A 15,797-nucleotide genomic window follows, 5' to 3' on the forward strand; every position below is an offset into this window, starting at 1 on the left:
CGTCGGCTACTTGAGTGCCGCCAGGGCGATGCGCTTGGCCACCGGGTTCATGTCCTCGCCCTTGGCGTCCGTGGAGTTGACCGAGTAGACGAGGGTCCGGCTCAGGTCCCGCGTCCCGGCGAGCACCGCGTTGTAGCCGTACCGGCCGCCCGACTTGAGCCAGTACACCTTCCCCTCCAGCTCGAAGCGCTGCAGGCCCGCACTGTAGGTGGCGCCCTTGATGCCCGCCGGGACCGTGAACATCTCCTCCAGCTGCGGCCCGGGCACGATCCGGCCCCGGAAGAGGGCGGTGAGCAGCCGCTCCAGATCGGCGGTCGTGGAGATCATGTCGCCGGCCGCGAACCGGTCCGCCTGGTTCCACTCGGTCACGTCCACGAACTCCGTCGTCCCGTCGGCCTTCTTCACCGCCTGGTAGCCGCGGTTGTGCGGGCCGAGGATGCGCGGGTCGGCGCCCGGGAAGTACGTGTCCCGCATCCCGGCCGGCGCCAGCACCAGCCGGGTGGCCTCGGAGGCGTACGAGCGTCCGGTCACCTTCTCGATCAGCAGGCCGAGGAACGTGTAGTTGATGTTGAGGTAGTGCTGCTTCTCCCCCGGGCAGAACTCCGGCTTCTTCGCCCCCGCCGAGGCGGCGACCTGCCGCGGGGGCAGCGTGTCGAAGCGGTGCGCGTACACCTCCTCGAAGGAGTCGCCGAGGCCCACGCCCTCCGGGATGCCGCTGGTGTGGTTGAGCAGCTGCCGTACGGTGATCGGCCGGAACTGCCTGCCGAGGAGCCCGGGCAGATAGTGCTGGATCGGCGTGTCGAGGCCGACCCGCCCCTCGGCCGCGAGACGGAGCACGGCCGCCGCCGTCACCACCTTCGTCGTCGAACCGGCCCGGAAGCGGGCGTCGGGGTCGGCCGCCGCGCCGCTCGCCAGATCGTGCACGCCCGCGCTGCCGCGCCAGACGCCGTCGATGCCGCCGACCCGGACGAGCGCGGCGGTCGCGTCGGCGTCCGGGAGCCCGGCGAGCGCGGCGGTGAGGGCCTGGGTGTCGAGGCCGTCCGTGTGCTGTGCGGCTGCCGTCGCGTCAGCGGCGGCGGGCGTGGCGAAGGCCGGCGCGGCCAGCGGGCCGGCCGCCGTGAGGGCGAGGACGAGGGAGGCGGCCAGGACGGTGGTACGGCGGCGAAGAGGCATGCTGAGGACTCCTGGGAAACCGGCGAGGGCGAGGGCGAGGGCGAAGAGGGACGAGGGACGAGGGACGAGGGAAGAGGGACGGGGGACGAGGACGGGGGCGTCGGAAGAATCGTGATGATCGTCCGACGGGGCGGGATCGTTCCGGATCGTCGGCGGGGAGGGTGCCGGCCCCTGAAAGAACCCCGAGCAAGTCCCGTGCAGGATGGGGGAGTTGTGCGGGGCCTCCCCTACGGGTGCCGAAAAAGTGTTATCCCGGGGCCGTTCCGTTCGTCCCCACGGGTGTGATCTCCGACATTGCCAACAGCGGGGGCCCGGCTGAGAGGGTGCGGGCATGAGGACGTACGCCGACGCCGAGGCCGCGCACTGGCGTGCCACCATCGCCGACGCGCAGGCCGGAGACCGGCAGGCGCTCGACGAACTGGTCGCGGGCTGGCTGCCGCTCGTCTACAACATCGTCGGCCGCGCCCTGAACGGCCACGCCGACGTCGACGACGTCGTCCAGGAGACCATGCTGCGCGCCGTCGGCAACCTCGGCTCGCTGCGCGACCCCGACAGCTTCCGCTCCTGGCTGGTCGCGATCGCCATGCGGCAGATCCGGGACCGCGCGCGCCGCAGGACGACACAGCGCCTCGACGAGAGCGTGCCGCAGGACGGGGCCGCCGACTTCGCCGAACTCACCGTTCTCCGGCTCCAGTTGGAAGGCCAGCGGCGCGAGGTCGCGGAGGCGGTGCGCTGGCTGGACGACGAGGACCGGCAACTGCTGTCCCTGTGGTGGCTGGAGGTCGCCGGCGAACTCACCCGCCGTGAGCTGGCCGCCGCCGTCGGCATCAGCCGCCAGCACGCCGCGGTGCGCGTGCAGCGGGTGAAGGAGCGCCTGGAGGTGTCGCGGGGCATCGTGCGCGCCCTCGACGGGGCCTGCCCCGACCTGCGCGAGGTGACCGCCCGCTGGAACGGCCGCCCGGACTCCGTATGGCGCAAGCGACTGGCCCGGCACATTCGCGGCTGCGGCTACTGCGGCGACACCAGCGAGTCCGTCGTCCCGGCGGAACGGCTGCTCGTCGGGATCGCGCTGGTGCCGATCCCGGCCGGCTTCACGATTTCCCTGGCCCTCGGCGGCAAGACGGCCGCGGCGGCCACCGGCACGGCCTCCGTCGGCTGGTCCGCGAAGGTGCTGACCGCGCTGACCAAGCCGGCCGTCGCGGTCACGGCCGGCGCGACCCTCGCCGCGGGCGGCGCCTACGTCGTCGTACAGACCCCCGACGACCCGCCCCGGCGCGCGGCGGTCGTCCCCACGGCGGCGAGCACACCCGCCCCCGCGCCGCCCGCCGCTTCCCCCACCCCTTCCCCTTCCGCCTCGCCGTCGCCGTCCCCCTCGCCGTCGGTGACACAGGAGAAGACCGCGGTCTACGGCAGTGTCGTCGACGCCGTCGACGGCGCGCCCGCCCCGGACACCCCGCCCGCCGCCCTGCCGCAGCGGCCCGCGTCCGGTGTCACCAGCAGCGGCGGGGCGCACGCGACCATGAACCATCGCGGGGACGGCGTGACGCTCAGCGGGCAGGGCTATGTCCTCGTGCGCTGGCAGATACTGCCCCAGTACCGCCCCGGCAGCCTGGTCATGCCGAGCTGGACCGGCCTCAGGGGCAAGCTCTTCCACGTGGCCTCGGGCGGCGGCCACCGCATGGACGACCCCGTCGGCGACACGGACAGCACGGACACCGGCATGGGCAACAAGACCACCGGGTACACCGTGCTGCCGGCCGGCGCCCAGCAGATGTGGCAGAACGAGTACTTCTACCTCACCGGCAGTGTCACCCTCACCGTGAACGAGCGGGGCGCCGACTACAACCTCAACGTCTTCCCGACGACGTGGGACGCCGTGGAGAAGGACGTGACGACCGGCCCCGCCCAGGGCGTCCGGCGCTACGGCCTGGTCCGTGACACCGGCGGGGACGACACACCCGTCCCGCAGTACGTCACCCGCTCGACCCCGGCCGACCCGGCGACCGTGGCGCAGCGCTCACGCGTCTAGCCAGGACCTGTCCTGGCGGCCCGGGTCACCCCTGCTCGCGCAGGGCGGTCAGGACGTCGATGCGGTTGGTGGTGATGGAGTCGACGCCCAGGTCGATGAGCCGGCGCAGCGAACGACGGGTGTCGGGGGTCCAGACGGAGAGCAGGTAGCCGTCGTGGTGGACGCGCGCGGCCAGCTCTCGGTCGACCAGGGAGAAGCGGTAGTTGAGCCAGCGCGGCTTGACCGCGGTGAGCAGCGCCGGGCGCGGGGGCGCCAGGCTGGTGTGGGTCAGGGCGATCTCGGCGGACGGGTCGGCGGCGCGCACGGCGAGCATGGCGGTGGCGTCGGCGCAGTAGTACGCGCGGTCGGCCGCCCCCGCCTCCCGTACGACGTCCACGATCCGGCGGGCGGTCCGCGCCTCCCGGGTGCCCGGCAGGTCCAGCATCACCCGGCTGCCGTCGGTCGCCGCGAGGGCCTCCGCGAGCGTCGGCACCGCGCCCGCCGTCAGCCCGCGCACCTCGGCCGCCGACAGCGACCGCAGCGGCCTCTCCAGTTCCCACAGCCGCTTCAGCGTCTCGTCGTGCAGCAGCACGGGCACGCCGTCCCGGGTGAGGCGGACGTCGAACTCGACGGCGTCCGCGCCCCGGTCGAGCGCGGAACGCAGCGAGTCGAGCGTGTTCTCACGGAAGCGGTACGGGTCGCCGCGATGGGCCACGGCAGTGAGCGTCTGCATGGGCCCATTGTGACGTCAGGGGGCGAGCCATTCCGCCGTGTAGGCGTCGATCTCGTTCCGGAGCCGCCCCTTCCCCGCCCCGTCCAGGAAGGACGCCTCGACGGCGTTCGCGGCGAGGTCGGCGAGTGCGCGCTCGTCGAGGTCGAGAAGGCGGGCGGCGACCGCGTACTCGTTGTTCAGGTCGGTGCCGAACATCGGTGGATCGTCGGAGTTGATCGTGACGAGGACGCCGGCCTTCACGAACTCCTTGATCGGGTGCTCGTCGAGGGTGCGGACCGCGCGGGTGGCGATGTTCGAGGTCGGGCACACCTCCAGGGCGATGCGGTGCTCGGCGAGATGCGCGAGCAGCTTTCCGTCCTGCGCGGAGCTGGTGCCGTGCCCGATGCGCTCGGCGCGCAGGTGGGTCAGCGCGTCCCACACCGTCTCGGGGCCGGTGGTCTCGCCGGCGTGCGGCACCGAGCGCAGGCCGGCGGCGATCGCCCGGTCGAAGTACGGCTTGAACTGCGGGCGCGGCACGCCGACCTCGGGGCCGCCGAGCCCGAAGGAGACCAGTCCCTCGGGGCGGATCCGGTCGTCGGTGGCGAGCCGCGTCGTCTCCTCGGCGGCCTCCAGGCCGGCCTCGCCGGGGATGTCGAAGCACCAGCGCAGCATGGTCCCGAACTCCGCCTCGGCCGCCTTGCGGGCGTCCTCGATCGCGTCCATGAAGGCCCGTTCGTCGATGCCGCGCCGGGTCGAGGAGAACGGGGTGATGGTCAGCTCGGCGTACCGCACCTGCTGGCGGGCCAGGTCCCGGGCGACCTCGTACGTCAGCAGCCGGACGTCCTCCGGGGTGCGGATGAGGTCGACGACCGACAGGTACACCTCGATGAAGTGGGCGAAGTCCGTGAACGTGAAGTAGTCGACCAGGGCCTCGGGGTCGGTGGGCACCTTGGAGTCGGGGTGCCGGGCGGCCAGCTCGGAGACGATGCGGGGGGAGGCGGAGCCGACGTGGTGGACGTGCAGTTCGGCCTTGGGCAGCCCGGCGATGAAGGCGTGCAGGTCGCGGGCGCCGGCCACGGCGGGCGCGGTGGGACCGGCGGGCGCGCCGGAGACGGGGGAGCCGGGGGAGCCGGGGGTTGCGGCGGCGTCGAAACGGTCGGTCATGGGGTCCTCCCCGGGACGGCGCCCCGGGCCGAGCGGGCCTGACGGGACGCGGGTGATCGGCTGATCGATGAGTCGGGATCATCGTAGGCGGCGCTCTCCCGCGCCCGCCGCCCACATCCCCGAGCTGTGGGCCGTAGCATGACGGAGCGTACGCGGGACGGAACGGTGTTCGGATGACGGAACGCGCGCGCTTGGCAGAGGGTGACAAGAGGGGGGACTCACGCATGTCCGACGACGCGCCGACTCCGGCCGGTGACGCCGAGGCAGCCGGTCCGCAGGACGCGGTTCCCAGGGTGTCGTTGGGCAAGAACACGACGGACTCGGGCACGGCGGACTCGGGCACGGCGGACTCGGGCGCTACGGACTCGGGCTCCGCGGGCAGCGCTGCCGCTGCTGCCGGAGGCTCTCCGGTCGCGCCGAACCCCTGGGCCGCCCCGGGCGACGGCGCGCAGAGCGGCCCCGGCCACACCGTCGCCGCAAACGAACCCCTGGCCCCCACCGCCTTCCCGCCGTTCGCCCACGACCGGCGGACGGTCGGCTCGCTGCCCTCGGACGGCGCCGTCGGCGGCCCGCAGGCGAACGGTCCGCTCGGGTCGTTCCCGCCGCCCGATCCGGCGACCGCCGCCGGCGGTCCGCCGCCCAACCCCTTCGCGCCTCCCGCCCAGGGCGGTACGGTCCCCCCGCCGCCGATCGCACCCGACGGGCCCGGACAGATCCCGTATGGCTATCCCGGCGGCTATGGCTACCCCTCCCACCCCCACTACGGGGGCGGGGCTCCCGGTCCCTACGGCTGGGCCGGGCACGGGGCCGGGGAGAGCAACGGCATGGGCGTCGCCGGGCTCGTGCTCGGGATCATCTCGGCCGTCGCCTTCTGCCTGTGGCCGGTGGCGATCGTGCTCGGCATCCTGGGCGTCGTCTTCGGCGCGGTGGGCCGCGGCAAGGCCAAACGCGGCGAGGCCTCCAACCCCGGCCAGGCACTGGCCGGCATCATCTGCGGAGCCGCGGGCATCGTCCTGGCCATCGGCCTGGGCGTCCTGGTGATCGTGGCCCCCTGAGGGGAGCCCTACCGTCCTGGGCAGGACCCCGGCGTGAGGGGAAGACCTGGTGGATCTGCCAGCCAGGCCGAGTACGTGGCCGCGCCGGCTGCTGACCTGGCGCTCAAGCCGGCCGGTATCGACCATGTGCAGGCGGCCGGTGCGCCGATGGCCGTGCTGACGGCCTGGCAGTACCTGGTTGATCTCGGTCACGACGTGCCGTCTCCTTTCACCGGCCGGATGCACCAGCCGGTGCCGATCACGCCAGGGATGACCGTGCTGGTGAACGGGGCGGCCGGTGGGGTGGGCCACTTCGCGGTGCAGCTGGCCAAATGGAAGGGGGCACACGTCATCGCGGTGGCCTCGGGCCGGCACGAGCGGTTCCTGCGCAAGCTCGGCGCCGATGAGTTCATCGACTACACCACGACGCGGGCCGCGGACGTGGTCAGCGGCGTCGACCTGGTGATCGACGCCGTCGGTGGCCCGGCCGGCTCTCGCTTCCTGAGCGTGCTCAAGCGCGGCGGCACCATGCTTCCGGTGTTCTTCGCCGAGTACGACCCGGAAGAGACGGCGCGTCTGGGCATCACCGTCTCCACCATTCAGGTGCGTTCCAACGGCCCCCAGCTCGCCGAGATCGGGCGCCTCTTCGACGAGGGCAAGCTCCAGGTCGGGGTGGACAGCACCTACCCGCTGCCCGAGGCGGGCAGCGCACACACGCGAGCCGCGCAGGGCCACATCCAGGGCAAGATCGTGCTGACAGTGGTCTCGTGATCGCCATCCGTGACGGACATACGGCCCGGACCGGACATGGTGAGTGGCGGATCGCCGAGCTCACCCTGACGCCGGACAACGCCTTGTAGGGCGAGGCTCGACGACGAACAGCACGGTGGGTCGGGCTGGTCCCGGGCGGTTGGGTCAGGTCTGTGCTCTCAGCCGCTCTCGGGCCTCCATCAGGGCGAAGCCGAGGAGGTTCAGGCCTCGCCAGCGCTCCGGGTTCATCGCGGCCTCGTCGTCCGCCGCCAGGCCGATGCCCCACACGCGGTCCATGGGGCTCGCCTCCACCAGCACCCGCTCGCCGGTGCCCAGCAGGAACGCCCGCAGTCCGGCGTCCGAGGCGAACTTGTGGACGCTGCCCTCGACCACGATCCGGAACCGCTCCCGCTCCCAGACCGCCTCGTCGAAGCCGCGCACCAGCCGCCCCTCCTTCTTCGCCTGGGCGGGGGACCTGGCGGCCAGCGCCCGTCGCTCCGCCTCCGCGTCTTCGAAAAGTCGCGCCTTCTGGGCCATCATCCAGTGCTCGGCCGTCGCATACGTGACCCCGTCGACCACGAACGGTGACGGCCACCACTGGCTCAGACAGCTCGGCCCCACCTGGCCGTCCGGCCTCGGCCGGTGTCCCCAGAAGTGCAGGTACGTGATCCTCGCCCCCGCTCGGGCCTGCCTGACCAGGGCGTCCCGGCCGTCGATCGTCTCCATGCACGCCAGCATGGCAGGGGCCACCGACATCGCGTCCCGCCTTTTCCGTCCCCACTCGGCACCTGGTCGCCCCTCGGTCGACAGATTCCGTCGCGTAACCAAAAGGCAACAACGGAATCACTTGTTGGAGTGCCCTTGCTCTGTCAGGATCGGCAATCAAATCAGGCCGGAGCTACGCCACCCGCTCTCGCGCAGAGCGGGGCGAAGGCGGAGGAGAGCGACATGCAGGACCGGTTCCCCGCACAGGAACGTTTCGCGGACGGCGCTCAGTACATCGGGGGCCGTCTCACCCACGGCACGTCCGGCCCGACCCACGCCGTGATCGACCCCGCGACCGGCGAGGAGGTCTTCACCTACAGGCCGGCGAGCGCCGACAACGTGGACGCGGCCGTCGCCGCCGCCCGCGCCGCCTTCCCGGGCTGGTCAGGTGCCACGCCGGGCGAGCGTTCGGACGCCCTGCACCGGCTGGCCGCCGTCCTCGCCGACCGTGCGGAGGAATTCGCCCGTGCCGAGTCCCTCCAGTGCGGCAAACCGCTGAAGCTGACCCGCCAGTTCGACATCCCGGGGACGATCGACAACACCGCTTTCTTCGCCGGCGCCGCCCGCCACCTCGCGGGCCAGTCCGCGGGCGAGTACTCCGGTGACCACACCTCCTACGTCCGCCGCGAGCCCATCGGCGTCGTCGGCTCCATCGCCCCCTGGAACTACCCCCTCCAGATGGCCGCCTGGAAGATCCTCCCGGCGATCGCCGCGGGCAACACCATCGTGCTCAAGCCCGCCGAGCTCACCCCGCTCACCTCCCTCCTCTTCGCCCGGGCGGCGACGGAGGCCGGCCTGCCCGACGGTGTCGTCAACATCGTCAACGGGACCGGGAAGGAGGCGGGCGAACACCTCGTCGGACACCCCGATGTCGCCATGACCTCCTTCACCGGCTCCACCGCCGTCGGCAAGCGCGTCGCCGAGATCGCCACCGCGACCGTCAAGCGGCTCCACCTGGAACTCGGCGGCAAGGCGCCCTTCGTCGTCTTCGACGACGCCGACCTGGAGGCCGCCGCCAACGGCGCGGTCGCGGGCGCGCTCATCAACACCGGGCAGGACTGCACGGCCGCCACGCGCGCGTACGTGCAGCGGCCCCTCTACGAGGCGTTCGTCGAGCGGACGGCCGCCCTGATGGAGACCGTCCGGCTCGGCGACCCCTTCGCCCCCGGCACCGACCTCGGCCCACTGGTCTCGCACGTCCAGCGCGACCGGGTCGCCGCCTTCGTCGACCGGGCGCGTGCCTACGCGCGCGTGGTGACCGGCGGCGAGGCCCCGCAGGGAGAGCTCAAGAACGGCGCCTACTATCTGCCGACCCTGATCGCGGACGCGGCCCAGGACAGCGAGATCGTCCAGTCCGAGATCTTCGGGCCGGTCCTGGTCGTCCTGCCGTTCGACAGTGACGACGAGGGCATCGCGCTCGCCAACGACACCCCGTACGGGCTCGCGGCCTCCGCCTGGAGCCGGGACGTCTACCGGGCGAACCGGGCGACACGCGAGATCAAGGCCGGGTGCGTGTGGATCAACGACCACATCCCGATCATCAGCGAGATGCCGCACGGCGGCTACCGGGCGTCCGGCTTCGGCAAGGATATGTCGGTGTACTCGTTCGAGGAGTACACCCAGATCAAGCACGTAATGTTCGATAATACGGCGGTGGTTCGGAAGCCCTGGCACCGCACCGTCTTCGGGGACGCGTAAGCGACGACTGACAAGCGACGACGAACGGCCGCCGACCACGGCCGGACCTCCCGAAAGGGCACCACGCGCATGGAGCAGTACGAGCCCGACCGCCTGAGTCCGGCCCAAGTGGCCGCCATACGGCGCAGCTTCCGCAACGGCAGGGCGGCCATGACCCGCCGGTCGCTGCTGCGCGCCTCCGCCGGCGGCGCGCTCACCCTCGGCGGCCTCGGCGCACTGAGCGCCTGCGGGATCCCCGCGGCCGGCAAGTCCGGGGGCGGCACGTCCGCAGAGGACCACTCGGCGCAGGAGAAGACCGTGAACTTCTCCAACTGGACCGAGTACATGGACGTCGACGACAGCGGCAAGCACCACCCCACGCTCGACGCCTTCACCCAACGCACCGGCATCAAGGTCAAGTACACCGAGGACATCAACGACAACAACGAGTTCTTCGGCAAGATCAAGCCGCAGCTCGCCGCGGGCCAGGACACCGGCCGCGACCTCATCGTCCTCACCGACTGGCTGGCCGCCCGCCTCATCCGCCTCGGGTGGGTCCAGAAACTGGACGCCTCCCACCTGCCGCACGCCTACGCCAACCTGTCGCAGCAGTTCCGCAGCCCCGACTGGGACCCGGGCCGGGCCTACTCCTACCCCTGGCAGGGCATTTCCACGGTCATCGCCTACAACAAGAAGGCGCTGGACGGCGTCGAGGTGAAGTCGGTCTCCGACCTGCTCGACAATCCCAAGCTGAAGGGCCGCGTCGGCTTCCTCACCGAGATGCGCGACAGCATGGGCATGACGCTGCTGGACATGGGCAAGGACCCGGCGAAGTTCACCGGCGACGACTACGACGCGGCCATCGCCCGCCTGCAGAAGGCCGTCGACAGCGGCCAGATCCGCCGCTTCACCGGCAACGACTACACGTCCGACATCACCAGCGGCGACTTCGCGGCCTGCATCGCCTGGGCGGGTGACGTCGTCCAGCTCAAGGCGGACAGCCCCGACGTCGACTTCGTCATCCCCGACAGCGGCTATCTGACGTCCAGCGACAACATGCTGATCCCCAACAAGGCACGTCACAAGACGAACGCCGAGCGGCTCATGGACTACTACTACGAGCCGGAGCCGGCCGCCGAACTCGCCGCCTACATCAACTACGTCTGTCCCGTCGACGGAGTGAAGGACGCGCTGGCGAAGATCGACAAGGACGCGGCGGACAACCCGCTGATCATCCCCGACAAGGCCATGCAGGCGAAGTCGCACTCATTCCGCTCGCTGAGCGCGAAGGAAGAGACCGTCTACGAGGCGAAATTCGCGAAGCTCACTGGGGCGTGACGACGATGAAGACAACGGACAACGGCAGCGGCGACGTCCGCCTGGCCGGCATCGGCAAGACCTACGGCTCCTTCACCGCCGTCCACCCGCTCGACCTGACCGTCCCCCAGGGCTCCTTCTTCGCCCTGCTGGGCGCCTCCGGCTGCGGCAAGACCACCACCCTGCGCATGATCGCCGGCCTGGAGGAACCTTCCTCCGGGACGGTCCACCTCGGCGACCAGGACGTCACGGCCCTCCCGCCGTACAAGCGCCCGGTGAACACCGTCTTCCAGTCCTACGCCCTCTTCCCGCACCTCGACATCTTCGAGAACGTCGCCTTCGGCCTGCGCAGACGCGGTATCAAGAGCGTGAAGAAGCAGGTCGAGGACATGCTGGAACTCGTCCAGCTCGGCGAGCAGGCCCGCAAGAAGCCGCACCAGCTCTCCGGCGGCCAGCAGCAGCGCGTGGCCGTGGCCCGCGCCCTCATCAACCACCCCAAGGTGCTCCTCCTCGACGAGCCCCTCGGCGCCCTCGACCTCAAGCTGCGCCGCCAGATGCAGTTGGAGCTCAAGCGCATCCAGACCGAGGTCGGCATCACCTTCGTGCACGTCACGCACGACCAGGAGGAGGCCATGACGATGGCCGACACGGTCGCCGTGATGAACGCGGGCCGCGTCGAACAGCTCGGCTCGCCGACCGACCTCTACGAGAACCCGAACACCACCTTCGTCGCCAACTTCCTCGGCACGTCGAACCTGATCGAGGCCGAGGTCGACGCCAGGAGCGGCGACGACATCGTCCTGAAGGCGGGCGGCGGCAAGCTGGTGCTGCCCGAGGCGCGCTGCGCCGCGCCCACGACGACCGGCGGCAGGGTGCTGGTCGGCGTCCGTCCGGAGAAGATCTCCCTCACCCACGCCGACGACGCGGGCGAGATCCCCGAGGGCCGCAACCGCATCACCGGGAAGATCGCCAACTCCTCGTTCATCGGCGTCTCCACCCAGTACGTCATCGACAGCGCGGTCTGCCCCGAGTTCGAGGTCTACGCCCAGAACATCGACCGGGACGCCCGGCTGGTCCCCGGCGCCGACGTCGTCCTGCACTGGAGTCCGGCCCACACCTTCGGCCTGGACGCGTCCCAGGACATCGACGCGGGCATCCAGGAAGAGGCGGCGGTCTGACATGGCGACACTCGCCGAGGCGCCCCCGCCTCTCACCCCCACGGCCCCCGCGCAGAAGCCGCCCCGCAAGCGCGGGCGCCTCACGCCGTACTGGCTGCTGCTGCCCGGGCTGCTCTGGCTCTTCGTGTTCTTCGCGCTGCCGATGATCTACCAGGCCTCCACGTCCGTGCAGACGGGCTCCCTGGAGAACGGCTACAAGGTCACCTGGCACTTCGCGACCTACTGGGACGCGCTGAGCGAGTACTGGCCGCAGTTCCTGCGCTCCGTCCTCTACGCGGGCGCCGCCACCATCCTGTGTCTGGTGCTGGGCTACCCGCTGGCCTATCTGATCGCCTTCCGCGCGGGCCGCTGGCGGAACCTGATCATGATCCTGGTGATCGCGCCGTTCTTCACCAGCTTCCTGATCCGCACCCTCGCCTGGAAGACGATCCTCGCGGACGGCGGCCCGGTCGTCGGCGCCCTCAACACGCTGCACGTCCTGGACGTCACCAGCTGGCTCGGCTGGACCGCGGGGGACCGCGTCCTCGCCACACCGCTCGCGGTGGTCTGCGGTCTGACGTACAACTTCCTGCCGTTCATGGTCCTGCCGCTCTACACCTCGCTGGAGCGCATCGACGGGCGCCTCCACGAGGCCGCGGGCGACCTGTACGCTAGGCCGGTGACCACCTTCCGCAAGGTCACCTTCCCGCTCTCGATGCCGGGCGTGGTCTCCGGCACGCTGCTCACCTTCATCCCGGCCGCCGGCGACTACGTCAACGCCGAACTCCTCGGCTCGACCGACACCCGCATGATCGGAAACGTCATCCAGACGCAGTTCCTGCGCGTGCTGGACTATCCGACGGCTGCTGCCCTCTCCTTCATTCTCATGGCCGCGATCCTGCTCATGGTCACCTTCTACATTCGCAGGTCCGGGACGGAGGATCTGGTCTAAATGCCCTTCGTCAACTGGCTCAAGCGCCATTTCGTGGTCATCGCGGGACTTCTCACGCTCGGCTATCTCCTGCTGCCGAACATCGTGGTCACGGTGTTCTCCTTCAACAAACCGAAGGGCCGCTTCAACTACCAGTGGCAGCAGTTCTCCACGGACGCCTGGAAGGACCCGTGCGGGGTCGCCGGGCTGTGCGGCTCGCTCTCACTCAGCCTCCGGATCGCCATCTGGGCGACCCTCGGCGCCACGGTCCTCGGCACGATGATCGCCTTCGCGCTGGTTCGCTACCGCTTCCGCGCGCGGGGCGCCGTCAACTCGCTGATCTTCCTGCCCATGGCGATGCCCGAGGTCGTCATGGCCGCCTCGCTGCTCACCCTGTTCCTCAACCTGGGTGCACAGTTGGGATTCTGGACGATCCTCATCGCGCACATCATGTTCTGCCTCAGCTTCGTCGTGACGGCCGTCAAGGCACGCGTCATGTCGATGGACCCGCGCCTGGAACAGGCCGCCCAGGACCTCTACGCCGGACCGGCGCAGACCTTCCTGCGCGTCACCCTGCCCATCGCGGCCCCCGGAATCGCCGCGGGCGCGCTGCTCGCCTTCGCGCTCTCCTTCGACGATTTCATCATCACCAATTTCAACGCGGGCTCGACCGTCACCTTCCCCATGTTCGTCTGGGGTTCGGCCCAGCGTGGAACGCCCGTTCAGATCAACGTCATCGGCACGGCCATGTTCCTCGTCGCCGTACTGTTCGTCCTGATGTCGATGGTCATCGGAAACCGTCGCCGCAAACAAAAGGCATAAAGGCCTGTAAGGCAAAAAGCTCTGTAGGGAGTTGAAATCATGGCCCCAAGCGCCATGAACCGGTGGATCACTTCTCTTTCCGACGCCCAGCCGGTCCCGTACTGGCTGGAAGATCCCGGCAAGCCCCGCCCCGAGCCCGCGCTCACCGGCGCCGAGACCTGCGACCTGCTGGTCGTCGGCGGCGGCTACAGCGGACTGTGGACCGCGCTCGTCGCCAAGGAGCGCGAGCCGCGGCGGGACGTGGTGCTGCTGGAGGGCCGCGAGGTGGGCTGGGCCGCCTCGGGCCGCAACGGAGGCTTCTGCGCGGCCTCCCTCACCCACGGGCTGCCCAACGGGCTGGCCCGCTGGCCCGACGAGATCCACCGGCTGCAGGAGCTGGGCGGGCGCAACCTCGACGAGATCGAGGCGGCGATCGCCCGGCACGGCATCGACTGCGACTTCGAGCGCACCGGCGAGATCGACGTCGCGACGCAGCCGTACCAGGCGTGGGAGCTGCGCGACTGGTACGAGGAGCTCGACCGCAAGGGCCTCGCCGAGGGCCTGGAGTTCCTCGACGCGGACGCGGTCCGCGAGCAGGTCGCCTCGCCCACCTTCGAGGCGGGCCTGCACGACCGCCGGGGCGTGGCCATGCTGCACCCCGCCAAACTGGCCTGGGGACTGAAACAGGCCTGCGCCCGCCTCGGCGTCCGCGTCTACGAGCACACCCCCGCCCTGAACCTGAAGCCGTACGGCGCGGGGATGGCCGTACGCACCCCCTACGGGTCGGTCCGCGCCCGGCAGGTCGCCCTCGGCACGAACGTCTTCCCGAACCTGGTCAAGCGGGTGCGGGCGTACACCGTCCCGGTCTACGACTACGCGCTGATGACCGAACCGCTGACCCCCGAACAGCTCGACTCGGTCGGCTGGAAGAACCGCCAGGGCCTCGGGGACAGCGCCAACCAGTTCCACTACTTCCGCCTGTCCGCGGACAACCGCATCCTCTGGGGCGGCTACGACGCGATCTACCCGTACGGCGGCCGGGTGCGCGCCGAGTACGACGACCGGCCGGAGACCTACGCCAAGCTCGCCGGCCATTTCTTCGGCTGCTTCCCGCAGTTGGAGGGCGTCCGCTTCACCCACGCGTGGGGCGGCGCGATCGACACCTGCTCGCGCTTCTCGGCGTTCTTCGGCACGGCCCACCAGGGCAAGGTGGCGTACGCCGCCGGCTACACCGGCCTGGGCGTGGGGGCCACCCGGTTCGGCGCCGAGGTGATGCTGGACCTGCTGGCGGGGGAGAGCACCGAGCGGACGTCCCTGGCGATGGTCCGCAAGAAGCCGCTGCCCTTCCCGCCCGAGCCGTTCGCCTGGACGGGCATCGCCCTCACCAAATGGTCCCTGGCCCGCGCCGACGCACACGCCGGCCGCCGCAACCTGTGGCTGAAGACGATGGACCGACTGGGCCTGGGCTTCGACAGCTGACCCCTGCTGACGGGGTGTGAGCCGGTTCACCCCCACGGGGCGCCGGAACCCGCGTAATGCTCGCCGTGGACCTGCCTCTCCCTCGTGAACGCGCTCGTGTTCACGAGGGAGAGGCAGGGCTTCACATGGCTGGGGCGAAGACGGCGGTCGAGTGGCTGGCATCCGCCGCACCGGATCCCGAGGCATGCCGGTGGGAGTGGGAGCGCAGCCCTCTGGGGGTGGTGCTGCTGCCCGCGGGCAGGGCCTGGGACGTACTCATCCTGCCGGGGGAGCTCGGCTATCCCACCCTCGACGTGCTGACCCGGATCCTCGACCGGCCGGGCCCCGTGCTCGTCGACTTCGGGGACGACCGCATGGGGTTCTTCGTGGCGCCGGGCACGGCCGCCCGCTGGCTCGGCACCGGCATCCGCTCGGCAGGGGCCGGCACCTGGATCGTCGTGCCGTATCCGGGGCGCTCGACCGGGAGCGTCCGCTGGCTGGTCCTCGAACTCGCGATGCACGAGGCTGCCGCCGGCTTGGCCGAATAGGAGGTGCCGGGGGCTGTTATGAGCCACTGCCGCGAGTTTTATCTCCCGGTCACCGGCCTGGTCTCGTTTCTCGGACTCGATGGGACCAGATTCGGCCATCACTTCCCTGTCCGAGCGGTCGGAGACTATCGCGGATTCCGATGGACACGAGGGGTTCTGCTGGTGACGGCGAGACTCCAGGGATAAGATATCGCGCGCTGCTCGCGATGGCGGTCGGGGAGGCCGGGGTGGGGGAAGCACCGTGATTGAGCTGCACGAACACGCGACCCCGGGCGGCCCTGCCCGAGGTCGTGAACGCGCGT

The 15,797-nt window shown here is 70.8% G+C and carries 13 protein-coding genes and 1 pseudogene; 10 read left to right on the forward strand and 4 right to left on the reverse strand.

The genetic code is table 11. From position 1 onward, the window contains the following. Positions 1-6: 6 nt before the first annotated feature. On the reverse strand, positions 7-1,173 hold the full coding sequence (locus ACZ5SK_RS24935; RefSeq protein ID WP_457494166.1) for a serine hydrolase domain-containing protein: 1,167 nt from the start codon (positions 1,171-1,173) through the stop codon (positions 7-9). Positions 1,174-1,504: 331 nt separating this feature from the next. Between ACZ5SK_RS24935 and ACZ5SK_RS24940 the strand changes: the two genes are divergently transcribed. Then, positions 1,505-3,202 (forward strand): RNA polymerase sigma factor, encoded by a 1,698-nt coding sequence (locus tag ACZ5SK_RS24940; protein WP_334576837.1) that lies wholly within the window; start codon positions 1,505-1,507, stop codon positions 3,200-3,202. Positions 3,203-3,227: 25 nt separating this feature from the next. On the opposite strand, the gene ACZ5SK_RS24945 is transcribed toward ACZ5SK_RS24940, so the two are convergent. Together ACZ5SK_RS24945 and ACZ5SK_RS24950 are read right to left on the reverse strand one after the other, a co-directional pair. Further along, complete coding sequence (locus ACZ5SK_RS24945; RefSeq protein WP_334576835.1) at positions 3,228-3,914, reverse strand: glycerophosphodiester phosphodiesterase; 687 nt, start codon at positions 3,912-3,914, stop codon at positions 3,228-3,230. A 15-nt stretch (positions 3,915-3,929) separates the two neighbouring features. After that, positions 3,930-5,057: an adenosine deaminase gene (locus ACZ5SK_RS24950; protein ID WP_443041221.1), complete on the reverse strand. Its 1,128-nt coding sequence runs from the start codon at positions 5,055-5,057 to the stop codon at positions 3,930-3,932. A 224-nt stretch (positions 5,058-5,281) separates the two neighbouring features. Between ACZ5SK_RS24950 and ACZ5SK_RS24955 the strand changes: the two genes are divergently transcribed. Both ACZ5SK_RS24955 and ACZ5SK_RS24960 read left to right on the forward strand, forming a co-directional pair. Beyond that, positions 5,282-6,112: a DUF4190 domain-containing protein gene (locus ACZ5SK_RS24955; RefSeq protein ID WP_468576605.1), complete on the forward strand. Its 831-nt coding sequence runs from the start codon at positions 5,282-5,284 to the stop codon at positions 6,110-6,112. A 63-nt stretch (positions 6,113-6,175) separates the two neighbouring features. Next, a pseudogene (locus ACZ5SK_RS24960) lies at positions 6,176-6,862 on the forward strand (NADP-dependent oxidoreductase); the annotation flags it as partial. 144 nt (positions 6,863-7,006) lie between these two features. Here ACZ5SK_RS24960 and ACZ5SK_RS24965 read toward each other — a convergent pair. Continuing rightward, positions 7,007-7,597 (reverse strand): NADAR family protein, encoded by a 591-nt coding sequence (locus ACZ5SK_RS24965; protein WP_334576831.1) that lies wholly within the window; start codon positions 7,595-7,597, stop codon positions 7,007-7,009. A 192-nt stretch (positions 7,598-7,789) separates the two neighbouring features. On the opposite strand from ACZ5SK_RS24965, the gene ACZ5SK_RS24970 reads away from it, so the two are divergent. The 7 genes from ACZ5SK_RS24970 (at position 7,790) to ACZ5SK_RS25000 (ending at position 15,495) form a co-directional block, all read left to right on the forward strand. Continuing rightward, positions 7,790-9,304 carry a gamma-aminobutyraldehyde dehydrogenase gene (locus ACZ5SK_RS24970; RefSeq protein ID WP_334576829.1) on the forward strand — a complete coding sequence of 505 codons (1,515 nt, stop codon included), beginning with the start codon at positions 7,790-7,792 and terminating at the stop codon, positions 9,302-9,304. Positions 9,305-9,373: 69 nt separating this feature from the next. Next, positions 9,374-10,621, forward strand: a complete 1,248-nt coding sequence (locus tag ACZ5SK_RS24975; RefSeq protein ID WP_334576827.1) for an ABC transporter substrate-binding protein — start codon at positions 9,374-9,376, stop codon at positions 10,619-10,621. Beyond that, complete coding sequence (locus ACZ5SK_RS24980) at positions 10,618-11,778, forward strand: ABC transporter ATP-binding protein (RefSeq protein ID WP_334576825.1); 1,161 nt, start codon at positions 10,618-10,620, stop codon at positions 11,776-11,778. The genes ACZ5SK_RS24975 and ACZ5SK_RS24980 overlap by 4 nt, the downstream gene beginning before the upstream one ends. Position 11,779: 1 nt before the next feature. Beyond that, positions 11,780-12,709 carry an ABC transporter permease gene (locus ACZ5SK_RS24985; protein ID WP_334576823.1) on the forward strand — a complete coding sequence of 310 codons (930 nt, stop codon included), beginning with the start codon at positions 11,780-11,782 and terminating at the stop codon, positions 12,707-12,709. Next, positions 12,710-13,510: an ABC transporter permease gene (locus ACZ5SK_RS24990; RefSeq protein ID WP_334576821.1), complete on the forward strand. Its 801-nt coding sequence runs from the start codon at positions 12,710-12,712 to the stop codon at positions 13,508-13,510. A gap of 39 nt (positions 13,511-13,549) precedes the next feature. After that, the gene (locus tag ACZ5SK_RS24995) at positions 13,550-14,968 is read left to right on the forward strand and encodes an NAD(P)/FAD-dependent oxidoreductase (RefSeq protein ID WP_361705037.1); all 1,419 of its coding nucleotides are present in this window, start codon (positions 13,550-13,552) and stop codon (positions 14,966-14,968) included. Between the two features lie 125 nt (positions 14,969-15,093). Further along, positions 15,094-15,495 carry a bifunctional DNA primase/polymerase gene (locus ACZ5SK_RS25000; protein WP_334576817.1) on the forward strand — a complete coding sequence of 134 codons (402 nt, stop codon included), beginning with the start codon at positions 15,094-15,096 and terminating at the stop codon, positions 15,493-15,495. The last annotated feature ends 302 nt before the right edge of the window (positions 15,496-15,797 follow it).

The sequence above is a fragment of the Streptomyces sp. NPDC031474 genome, assembly GCF_055581185.1.